Origin of the sequence: Trinickia sp., assembly GCF_051961175.1 — a bacterium.
Taxonomy (GTDB): Bacteria; Pseudomonadota; Gammaproteobacteria; order Burkholderiales; family Burkholderiaceae; genus Trinickia.
Genome location: NZ_JBQCDN010000177.1, coordinates 1 through 10208, shown reverse-complemented (window position 1 = coordinate 10208; position 10208 = coordinate 1). Strand labels below are relative to the sequence as shown.

Below are 10208 nucleotides of genomic sequence, written 5' to 3'. Positions count from 1 at the left end.
TGACGTCTTCGGCGGTGACGCGCAAGTGCGCGTCTTCGATGGAAACCACTTCGGACTGTAAGCCACGAGGAATGGCCTCCGGACATGCGCTGTAGGCGGCTCTCAACCATTTCGGAAACGACCCGAGGTCGAGGATCTTCTTTCCGTGATAGGTCGTCATTTGCCCGCCGATGTCGAATAGTCGGCTTCGCAGAGCGCTTCGGGACTCGCGGGTCCACCGGGCTCGACGTCGATGTAAAAGCGCTCTCCGTCCAGAATGCGTTGCGATGCTAGAAAGCAGCCTAGCCGTGCGCCCGCGCGCCTGTTGTCTCCGCTGTCGATTCGTTTAACGGAAAAAATGCCCGATTTGGCCCCTTGTCGCGTCGCGGCGAACGGGTATTCATCGCAATCGCAAGCGCTCGGTTCTTCGTCGGGATCACCTGTGAAGGTGCACTGTCCCGTCACTTTGCCGTATTGGGCGATGCATTGATTCTTGGACAGCCGCCTGTTTTCACGACGGTCAGCCGCGTCGCGCAGTCGTTCGAGTGGATTCGAGTCGCTGCTGTCGAAAATCGTGCCGTCGTCGCGCGGAATGAATTTACCGGGCTTGCCCGCCGCTAGTGCTTCTTTGATGTGAATCGCCGATTCGTCGACATCCGGATCGTTTGTCTTAACCGAGCGCATTACCGCTGGCGCGTCAGGATAGACGCATCCTTGCGTGCCCGCCTTGGCAAGGCCTACATCACATCGAATTCTAGGAACGTGCGCTTTGCCAGAAAACGCCGCAACACTGACTCCTTCATCGAAGGAGTCTCCAGTCTTCGCGACTTTGTATTCAACATAGGGATTGACGACTTTTTCCTTTTCCCCGCCCATGTTCGGCGTCAATGTGACCACGAGTTCTTTCGACAATCCCCCAATGACCAACGGCACGCCGGCATTCAGCGCAACCGTGCAATCCTCACCGCACTCGATGATGGGCTTGATTTGCAACCCGGCGCCACTCCCGGATATGAGCCGAGTTCTAAACCGGAAATTCAGAGGCCATTCGAGCCGATTGAGGCGATTGTCGGAATAGGCGTAAGCATCTATTTCGACCCGCCCCACTTCAGCATTCACGTCATCCGTCATTACGTACTGGAGCGGCTCCGATACCTGACAAAAGGCGCCGCGACTTAGCAAAGCGTCGTTGGATGTCTTTTGGACTGCCGTCGTACATATCGGTGATACATCGAGCGCGCCATCCGCACGAGCCGCAGTGGCCAAGCAAAGCGCGGCCCCGCACGCGAGTATCCACCTGAACGCAACCGATCTCATGATCCTTTCCCCTTTTGTCATAACGAACAAAGGACCGACGGTAGTACAACCGCGATGAAACCCTGCTACCGGCCAGCGCATTTAGGACCAAATGAAGGGCACAATACGGCGCGTACCATGTCCATAGTTGCGCATTGCGTGCCACGCTATGGCATGCCTGCTCCTGAGAGACAGCCCACATGGCCGAAGCCTCGTCCGGTCCCGTTACCGTGCTTTTCGGTGCATTCGATCGGCACAACTTCGGCGATATGCTCTTCCCCCACGTGCTCGCCCGGATGCTTCCGGGCCGCACGATTCTCTTCGCCGGATTACTCGAATGCGATCTCAGCGCGTACGGGGGCCATTCGGTGCAGGCCATCGCGACGCTCGCGTCGACCCTTGCCGATCAGGCGTGCGACATCGTCCACGTCGGCGGCGAACTACTCACCTGCGATGCGTGGGAAGCGGCCGTCATGCTCTCCCCTCCCGGACACGCGATGCCGATGATCGAAGCGCACTCGGCGTGGATGAGAACGCCTGCCGAATGGGCAAAGGCGCATCTCGGGCTGGCGATGCGCGCGCCTTACGTCATGTCGAAAACGCACTTCGCACGGGCAAGGCGCATCGTCTTCAATGCAATCGGCGGGGTCGGCCTCGAACGTCGCGATCCGACGATGGTCGCGGAAGTTGTCGACGCACTCCGGCAAGCGGACGACGTGTCCGTCCGCGACATCATCACGCAACAGGCACTACACGACGCCGGCATCACCACAACGCTTTTTCCCGATCCGGCGGTCATGGTCGCCGAACTCTTTAGCGATAGGATCCGGGAAAGCGCCGAGCGCGAGGCAGTTGCACCGATCCTTGATGCATGTCCGAACGGCTACATCGCCGTACAGTTCAGCGCGGATTTCGGCGACGATCGAGCACTGGACACCATTGCCGCTCAGCTCGACATCGTCGCGGCAAGGCACGGCATGGGCATCGCATTCTTTCGTGCCGGTATTGCGCCCTGGCACGACGACCTGGAAGTGTATGAGCGAACACGGCAGCGAATGCGCACGGCAAGGGCCTTCATCATGGCTTCGCCGAACATCTGGGACATTTGTGCGCTGATTGCGAGCAGCTGCGTCTATTGCGGAAGCAGCCTCCATGGAAGAATCGTTGCAGCGGCGTTCGCGCTCCCGCACGTCAACCTGTTCCATCCCGCGCGCGCTGCTGGCCCAAGCAAGCAGGCGTCATTTGCAGCCGCGTGGGAAGGCGTGGAGGTGACTGGCGAAGTCCGTATCGATGACATGGCGCGCGGCATCGATGACGCGTTCGAGATCGGGCGACCACGACTGCAGCGTACGGCGAGGACTCTCGTGAGCGCCTACCAGTCCGGATTCGAACGCGTGTCAGCGTTGTTGTCCGGATGAACGCCGCCTGCCCTTATGCACCGATTTCCCGACAGCCTCGACGATGACGGCCGCCAGCCGCTGCGCCGCCGCCCGCATCTGCGCGTGGCTGAATCCCCCGAAGCCCAGCACGAGGCCGGGCCGGGCGGTGCCCGGGGCGAACATTGGCGAAACGGCCCGTACCGAAACCCCTGCGCTGGCTGCCGATTCAGCCACGGCTCGGTCATCGGTGCCGCGAGCGAGCCACAGGACAAGATGCATACCCTGATCGCCCGGCTCCACCCACGCGATATCGTCCGAAAGCAGTTCACCGAGCGTTGCGATCAAACGTGCGCGATACTCCGCGTACACGTTACGCACTTTGCGAACGTGACGCTCGAGATGACCTTCGGCCATGAAGGCCGCCAGCACATGCTGATCCGCGTTCGGCGGGTGACGGTCCATCAACACACGCGCACCGCAAAAGGCATCCACCAACGCTTCAGGAACGATCGCATAGCCCAGTCGCAGCGAGGGAAACAGAATCTTGCTGAAGGTGCCGAGATAAACCACCCGGCTCGGCTCCGATCCTTGAAGGGAAGGAAACGGATAACCCTGGTATCGGAGTTCGCTGTCGTAGTCGTCCTCGACAATCCAGGCGTCATTGGCCCGCGCCCACGCGAGCAGCGCGGTGCGCCGCGCCATGCTCATCGGCATCCCGAGCGGGTACTGATGCGACGGCGTGACGAATGCGGCGCGCGCGCGGGGCGCGATGCGGATGCCCGTGTCGACGTCGATCCCCTCGGCATCGACAGGGATACGCCTCATCGTTTGGCCGTGGCCCGTGCGTTCGAGCACGGCGGTCACCCCGCGGTAGGCCGGGTTTTCCACCCAGACCTCATTGTCCGCAGCCAGCAACACCTGGCTCGCAAGAAAAAGTCCTTGCTGTGTCCCGCTCGTGACGATCACTTGTTCAGGCTCGCAGCGGACGGCGCGCGACTTGCGCACATAGGCCGCGATGGCTTCACGCAACGGCAATGCCCCGAGCGGATCGGTGTAGCCCGCCGGGCCGCCGGGACCTTTGGCACGCAGACGATTGCCGAGCCGGCGCCAGATGTCAGCCGGCGCAGTCGCGCCCATCGGCACCGAAACCGCGAACGGCACAGGTGGGAGCGGCCTGAATTCACGGGCGATCCGTGCGAAGGCGGCCGCTGGCTCGGGCAGGCGCACCCCACGCGAGCGCTCTCGTGCCGCCTGCGTCTCATCGGCTTGGCGCAGCCCCGCCGGATCGGGCGCGGCGCGGTGCGCCCGCCCCCTCCTCGCCTCACGCTCATGCGACGCGAGGAGCCCCGGCGCGACGCGCGTACCGGCACCTGCCCGCGCCTCCAGAAAACCCTCCGCAATCAACTGTTCATAAGCACCGGTTACCGTTCCGCGCGACACATCGAGCGAGGCGGCCAATAACCGAGTGGACGGTAGATCGTCGCCCGCTTCGAGCCCTCCCGTACGCACCGCCTCTCTCAACGCCTGCGCAATCTGCCGGCTCAAATTGCCGGCCGTACGATCCAATGTGCCGAGCGATGGAATGTCGGCAATCCGCGCGGTTCTCGCCATGATTCCGGTCCTGTCAATCTGATCCAAATTGGACCTTTAGGATAAGCCAGTTTTCTCCGACAATGGTCGCAGACTCAAACGCGAGCAGCGGGTGTTTTCGCATCATCGCTCGCCGATCACCTCCGGAACCGCCATGTACATCCCCGCCGATTTCAATGAACCTCGCAAGGAAGCGCTGCACGCCTGCATCGAACAGCATCCGTTTGGCATGCTGGTGACCCACGGCAAGAGCGGGCTCGACGCGAACCACATTCCTTTCGAACTGGCCGCGGAAGCAGGCGAATTCGGCCTGCTGCGCGCGCATGTGGCGCGTGCCAATCCGGTATGGCAAGACGTCGCGGATGGAGATGAGGTGCTCGTCGTCTTTCGCGCAGGCGATGCCTACATCTCGCCGAACTGGTATCCGAGCAAACACGACCTTCATCGGCAAGTGCCGACATGGAATTACATCGTCGTCCATGCGCACGGACGCATCACCATTCGCGATGACGAGAAGTACGTTCGCGGCGTGGTCGCTCGGCTGACGCGCACCCATGAAGCCTCGCAGCCGCGGCCGTGGAAGATGAGCGACGCGCCGAGCGACTACATCGATACGTTGCTGAAGTCGATTGTCGGCTTGGAAATCGAGATCACGCGATTGATCGGCAAAAGCAAACTTGGCCAGAACAAAGAGGTGCGCGACATTCAAGGCGCAGGCGAGGGGCTTCTCGCATCCGGACAGTATGCGATCGGTGATGCGATGCTCGCGGCAGCTGCGCGCAAACAAAAGTAGCCCTCAAACAAAAGTAGCCCTGCCCGGTTCGCACGACTGGCCCGGTGAAACGCTGGGCAACTGACCATGGCAAGCGACGCGCATTCGGCAACAATCGAGCGACGCATTTCAACCAAAGGGCCACCATGTCCGGCAACACTTTTTTCTCCGCCAATCTGCTGCTCGCCTATGTCGCGTATTTCGTCGGCACCGCGAGTCCCGGGCCGAGCAACCTCGCAATCATGTCCATTGCGGCCAACGAAGGCCGGAAAGCCGCACTGGCGTTCGCAGCCGGCGTTATTTCGGGCTCGATGTTTTGGGCAACCGTCGCGACCGTGGGTATCTCGGCGGCGTTGATCGCCTATTCGGAGTTCCTCGTGGCAATCAAGATCGCCGGTGGCCTCTATCTGCTGTGGCTCGCTTTCAAGTCAGGACGAGCGGCACTGTCCACGTCCGTCGCGGCGTCGCCGAAGGCTGGGCAGCCCACGCCCCTCAAGGCGCTCTATACGAAAGGCGCATTGCTGCACTTGACGAATCCGAAGGCCGTGCTGGTCTGGGTTTCCATCGTCGCGCTGTCGTCGAACGGTTCGGGTGCGACTCAGGCGGCGATCATTCCGGGATGCGCAGTGATCGGTTCTCTGGTATTTAGCGGATACGCGTTCTTGTTCTCGATGGAGTCGGCTCGCCGCCTTTACACTCGTGCCCGCCGCGGGCTCGATGGATCGCTCGCGGTCGTATTCGCGATGACAGGCATCAAGCTGCTGGCCTGGCCATCCAAATGAGCACGCGGCGGGGCTCGGTTGCATTCAGGCCGAAGCACCCTCCGCGCCCGCAAACTACCTCGCTTTTATCCGCATTCGACATTACCCCATGTACGCTTCGACGTTCATCTTCAAAGCCGGCCAGTACGATGAGGAATTCCATCGTCTCGACAAGCAGATTGCCGAGGTTGCGCGCAGCATAGCGGGCTATCTGGGTGAAGAGACCTGGGAAAATACCGGTGCGGGGCTAATTCAGAACGTCTACTACTGGGCATCCGAGGAAGCGCTGCTGGAACTCATCAAGCATCCTGCGCATCTCGAAGCGAAAGCGAAACAGTCGCGCTGGCTCGACGGCTATCGCGTTGTTATCGCGAAGGTGCTGCGCGAGTACGGAGACGGCAAGCTACCGATGCGCGCAATTGCGACAAGCGCACCATCCTGACAAGCCGAGATTGAAGCGCCGAGATTGAAGCAAGGCCGCGAGGCTGCCGCTGCGGCTGCCCTGCCTGAAAAAACCAGCCGGCGAAAAAAAACCCTGACGAGCCGAGGCTGGTCAGGGTTTTATTTGGAGGCGCGAGCCGGAGTCGAACCGGCCTACACGGCTTTGCAGGCCGCTGCATAACCGCTTTGCTATCGCGCCGAAAGCGGATTTACCGGAACATCGGCGTTGCACGGCTGCACAATGTCCCGGCAAACGGTTCAGCGAGCCGACAAGGGCCGCTAAACAAAAAGGGAAGCTTAGCTTCCCCTATACCTGGAGCGGGAGACGAGTCTCGAACTCGCGACCTCAACCTTGGCAAGGTTGCGCTCTACCAACTGAGCTACTCCCGCGTATTCCTACCGACTGCATGACGGCACCTCGACGAATCGCTTGAAACCGCGCTTCGTGCGACATACCCCATCGAAACTGGAGCGGGAGACGAGTCTCGAACTCGCGACCTCAACCTTGGCAAGGTTGCGCTCTACCAACTGAGCTACTCCCGCAGTTTGCTGCTTCCGGCTCACTCGCCAAACGTCGTGCACCGGAGAAGCGAGATTATGTATAAACCGCTGAAACGTGTCAACACTTTTTGCATGATCGATGCTCGAACATCGAGCGGTGCGCCCAAGATGAACCGCTGGGTGACCCATCAGCGCGAGGACATAAGGGCATGACAGGGCATAGGGGCGCCGCGGCGAATGGATACCGGCTGACCTTGGCGCGGGTACCCCTCTCTCAAAACCGCGTCTCGCGCGCCGCGCGCAAGAACGTGTCCAGCAGCGGCGTGCAGTCCAGCAGTTCCGGCCCGCCCGCTCGATGAAATTCCGGGTGCCACTGCACGCCCACGACGAACGGCGCGCGCCGGTAACGCACGGCCTCGATGAGCCCGTCGCCCGCCGAGACGGCCTCGATATTCAAGTCGCGCCCAAGCGTCTTCACCGCTTGATGATGAATCGAGTTGACGACGGCCTCGCGCCGCCCCGGGAACATACTCGCGAGCGACGATCCATCGGGAAACCGTACCGAGTGCCGATGCTGGTCGTAGAACTCGCTGACATGCACGCCCGCAGTCGGAACTTCTGTAGCGATGTCTTGATAGAGCGTGCCGCCGAACGCGACGTTGATCAGTTGGCAGCCGCGGCAAACGCCAAGCACGGGCTTGCCCGATTCGATGAACTCATACAGCAGTTCGAGTTCGTACATGTCGCGCACGCGATCGCCCGGCCACTCGGGCCGCATATCGCTCGCCGCATAGGTCTGCGGCGAAACGTCCGCCCCGCCTTGCAGCAGAAGGCCGTCCAAATGCTTCGCATAGTCGCGCAAACGAATGTTGCTCGGATGGAGCATCCCTTGATGGCCGACCGTCGGGATCATGAAGACCATGACGTCCCGCGACATGACCCAGTGCGCGACCGATTCTTCGAGGTACTGCAGCGTCTTGCCGCGGAGCCCCCTCGCACCGGGCTCCGGATGGAAGATGCGCGCGGACACGCCGATGCGCAGCGTGCGCTGCGTGATGCGCTGCCCTGCCCGGTCGAACAACTGCCGCGCACGCGCGGCGATCGTGCGGCCCAGCACCGACCATGCCGAATCGCTATTGCGCAAGTAGGCGGGCTGCGTCTGCGCCACGGTGCTCGCCGGCGGCGGACGCGAGGTGTCGAAATCGGGCGGTGCGCCGAAACCCGGTGGCGGTGCGCCTGCCGCGCGGGCGCTGCGCGCCGCGTGTTCCTGGGCTGCCGTCTGCGCGGCCGCCGAACTGCGAGCCTGGGCGGCATCCGCTGCGTGCGTTGTCGCAGGGGGCGTGCCCGCCGTCGATTCGATCGCCGAAGCCGACTCCAGCGTGTCGCTGGCGGCACGCGAGGCGGCGCTGGGCGTATCGGTCGTATTCGATGTTGTCGCCACGCCGGACGAGCCCGGCACACCGGGCGGCGGCTCGGGCGAAATGGCAGCAGCCGCAACCGTGCCAGGGCCGGACGGCGGCGCGTTCACATCGGGCGGTAGCGTGGTGGAGGTGGTAGGCGCGGTGGACGTCGCCGGGGCGGCGCCGGTTGAATCCGACGACATGGCCGGAGACGGGGCGGAAGGATCAGAACCGGGGCGACCGGCGTTCGGCGGTGTGATTTCGCTCATGACGATGGGCAGGCGCGTCTCGTACGCGAAGCGATGAAATGACTCCATTATCCGCCAGCGCGGCGATCGCTCGCAAATTGCCTCCACATGCCCGGGCCTGCTCACGCGAATTCCAGGCTTGCGAACGTGTCTTGGCGGCCGCAGCCCCTCCTCCTGCGCATGTCCGGGGCAGCAGTTACAATCGATCGCTTCAAGACGCGCGTTGCTGCGGCAACGCCCCACTCTCCTACCGGTGTCGCGCGGGCGGCGGCTTACCCGCGGCGCGCAGCATCGGTCGCTTCGACTCGACGACTCGATACGTTATGGCTACCGATCCCGTTCCGTTCCCGCCGCTCGCCCGACTCGCCGCCGATCTGGCGGAAGGCCGGACGACGAGCCGCGCGCTGGTCGAAACCGCGCTCGAGCGCATCGCCGATCCCGCCGGGCAAGGCGCCACCGTCTTCGTCGAGGTGAATGCGGACCAGGCGCGGGCCACTGCGGACGCGCTCGACCGCTTGCGCGCCGCGGGTACCGTACTCTCGCCGCTCGCCGGCATTCCCATTTCCGTGAAAGACCTCTTCGATGTCGAAGGGCAAGTCACGCGTGCCGCATCGCGCGCACTCGCCGACGCCGCTCCGGCCGGCGCCGACGCCCCCGCCGTCGCCCGGCTGCGGCGAGCGGGCGCAGTCATCGTCGGGCGCACGAACATGACCGAGTTCGCCTACTCGGGGCTCGGTTTGAATCCGCACTACGGCACCCCCCTTTCCCCCTATTTGCGTCGAGCGCCGAACGAGGCGCGTATCGCGGGTGGCTCATCCTCTGGGGCGGCCGCTTCCGTCGCCGATGGCATGGCCGCCGTCGCGCTCGGCAGCGATACCGGTGGATCGATCCGCATCCCCGCCGCGTTTTGCGGATTGACCGGCTTCAAGCCGACCGCGAGCCGCATCCCGAGGCAAGGCGCCGTTCCGCTATCGACGACGTTGGATTCGTTCGGTCCGATCGGCGTATCCGTCTCGTGCTGCGCCATCGTCGATCGCATTTTGGCGGGCCTGCCGCCGCACGTGCCCGAGGCACGGCCGCTCGAAGGGCTGCGGCTCGGCCTGCTCACGCATTTCGTCACGGACGACGTCGAGCCGGCCGTGGCCGCCGCCGTCGAAACGGCGACGAAACATTTGGAAGCGGCCGGCGCGATTTTGGCCGACGTCCATTTCGGGCCGCTCGATCAGCCGGAATGGGCCGAGCGCTTCCGCCTCTCGTCGATCGAGGCTTACGCGTGGCATCGCCGGCTCCTCGAAACGCATGGCGAGCACTACGACCCGCGCGTGCTCGTGCGGATCAAAAAAGGCGAAACGGCGTTGGCCGCCGATTACATCGACTTGCTGGCCGAGCGTGCCGCCCTGCTCGATCTGGCGCAGCGCACGCTGTGGCGCCGCTTCGATGCGATCGTGGCGCCAACGGTGCCGATCGTGCCGCCGCGCGTCGCCGAATGCGATGCCGACGACGCCAACTACGCGCGCCTCAATGCGCTGGTGCTGCGCAATCCGAATATATTCAACATGCTCGATGCTTGCGCCGTCTCGCTGCCTTGCCATCCGCGCGGCCAGGCGCCTGTCGGCCTGATGCTGGCCGCCGCACCGCATGCCGACGACACGCTGCTCGCCATCGCCCGCGCCGCGGAGCGCGTGCTTGAATCGATCCGGTGACCGGTGCTGCCGGGTCCGGTTACCGGCGCATGGCGACCGGCTCGCGCCGGGCAGCCTGCGTGGGCGGCCTCGGCCTCCCGCACCGCCGGCACGCTCGCTCGCGCTATTGGCGGGTTGCGGGTTGCGGGTTGCGGGTTG

General features: G+C 63.5%; 8 protein-coding genes and 3 tRNA genes. 5 read left to right on the top strand and 6 right to left on the bottom strand.

The features are described 5' to 3' along the window. Positions 1 to 156 precede the first annotated feature (156 nt). The gene (locus tag ACTHL0_RS10085; protein ID WP_440566584.1) at positions 157 to 1110 is read right to left on the bottom strand and encodes a NucA/NucB deoxyribonuclease domain-containing protein; all 954 of its coding nucleotides are present in this window, start codon (positions 1108 to 1110) and stop codon (positions 157 to 159) included. A 365-nt stretch (positions 1111 to 1475) separates the two neighbouring features. Between ACTHL0_RS10085 and ACTHL0_RS10080 the strand changes: the two genes are divergently transcribed. After that, positions 1476 to 2693, top strand: a complete 1218-nt coding sequence (locus ACTHL0_RS10080) for a polysaccharide pyruvyl transferase family protein (protein ID WP_440566583.1) — start codon at positions 1476 to 1478, stop codon at positions 2691 to 2693. Here ACTHL0_RS10080 and pdxR read toward each other — a convergent pair. After that, positions 2673 to 4265: a MocR-like pyridoxine biosynthesis transcription factor PdxR gene (gene pdxR / locus ACTHL0_RS10075; protein ID WP_440566582.1), complete on the bottom strand. Its 1593-nt coding sequence runs from the start codon at positions 4263 to 4265 to the stop codon at positions 2673 to 2675. The genes ACTHL0_RS10080 and pdxR overlap by 21 nt on opposite strands. Positions 4266 to 4398: 133 nt before the next feature. Here pdxR and ACTHL0_RS10070 point away from each other — a divergent pair, with 133 nt between their 5' ends. From ACTHL0_RS10070 to ACTHL0_RS10060, 3 genes are all read left to right on the top strand, one after another. Beyond that, positions 4399 to 5037 (top strand): FMN-binding negative transcriptional regulator, encoded by a 639-nt coding sequence (locus ACTHL0_RS10070; RefSeq protein WP_440566581.1) that lies wholly within the window; start codon positions 4399 to 4401, stop codon positions 5035 to 5037. Positions 5038 to 5162: 125 nt separating this feature from the next. Then, on the top strand, positions 5163 to 5798 hold the full coding sequence (locus ACTHL0_RS10065; protein ID WP_440566580.1) for a LysE family translocator: 636 nt from the start codon (positions 5163 to 5165) through the stop codon (positions 5796 to 5798). Between the two features lie 88 nt (positions 5799 to 5886). Continuing rightward, entirely contained in the window at positions 5887 to 6219 is a 333-nt protein-coding gene (locus ACTHL0_RS10060; protein ID WP_440566579.1) for an antibiotic biosynthesis monooxygenase family protein, read from the top strand. Between the two features lie 124 nt (positions 6220 to 6343). Here the strand turns inward: ACTHL0_RS10060 and ACTHL0_RS10055 are convergent. The 4 genes from ACTHL0_RS10055 to ACTHL0_RS10040 all read right to left on the bottom strand — a co-directional run bounded on the left by ACTHL0_RS10055 (position 6344) and on the right by ACTHL0_RS10040 (position 8388). After that, positions 6344 to 6417 (bottom strand) — tRNA-Cys (locus ACTHL0_RS10055). Positions 6418 to 6532: 115 nt separating this feature from the next. Further along, positions 6533 to 6608, bottom strand: a tRNA-Gly gene (locus ACTHL0_RS10050). Positions 6609 to 6685: 77 nt separating this feature from the next. After that, positions 6686 to 6761 (bottom strand) — tRNA-Gly (locus ACTHL0_RS10045). A gap of 232 nt (positions 6762 to 6993) precedes the next feature. After that, the gene (locus ACTHL0_RS10040) at positions 6994 to 8388 is read right to left on the bottom strand and encodes a gamma-glutamyl-gamma-aminobutyrate hydrolase family protein (protein ID WP_440566585.1); all 1395 of its coding nucleotides are present in this window, start codon (positions 8386 to 8388) and stop codon (positions 6994 to 6996) included. Positions 8389 to 8690: 302 nt separating this feature from the next. On the opposite strand from ACTHL0_RS10040, the gene ACTHL0_RS10035 reads away from it, so the two are divergent. Further along, a complete protein-coding gene (locus ACTHL0_RS10035) occupies positions 8691 to 10070 on the top strand; it encodes an amidase (RefSeq protein ID WP_440566578.1) in 1380 nt (459 codons plus the stop codon). Positions 10071 to 10208 lie beyond the last annotated feature (138 nt).

Bases quoted from the DNA above. Each gene is read 5' to 3' on its own strand.
- ACTHL0_RS10070 (WP_440566581.1), top strand. From the start codon at position 4,399: ATGTACATCCCCGCCGATTTCAATGAACCTCGCAAGGAAGCGCTGCAC.
- ACTHL0_RS10080 (WP_440566583.1), top strand. From the start codon at position 1,476: ATGGCCGAAGCCTCGTCCGGTCCCGTTACCGTGCTTTTCGGTGCATTC.
- ACTHL0_RS10060 (WP_440566579.1), top strand. From the start codon at position 5,887: ATGTACGCTTCGACGTTCATCTTCAAAGCCGGCCAGTACGATGAGGAA.
- pdxR (WP_440566582.1), bottom strand. From the start codon at position 4,265: ATGGCGAGAACCGCGCGGATTGCCGACATTCCATCGCTCGGCACATTG.
- ACTHL0_RS10040 (WP_440566585.1), bottom strand. From the start codon at position 8,388: ATGAGCGAAATCACACCGCCGAACGCCGGTCGCCCCGGTTCTGATCCT.
- ACTHL0_RS10035 (WP_440566578.1), top strand. From the start codon at position 8,691: ATGGCTACCGATCCCGTTCCGTTCCCGCCGCTCGCCCGACTCGCCGCC.
- ACTHL0_RS10065 (WP_440566580.1), top strand. From the start codon at position 5,163: ATGTCCGGCAACACTTTTTTCTCCGCCAATCTGCTGCTCGCCTATGTC.
- ACTHL0_RS10085 (WP_440566584.1), bottom strand. From the start codon at position 1,110: ATGACGGATGACGTGAATGCTGAAGTGGGGCGGGTCGAAATAGATGCT.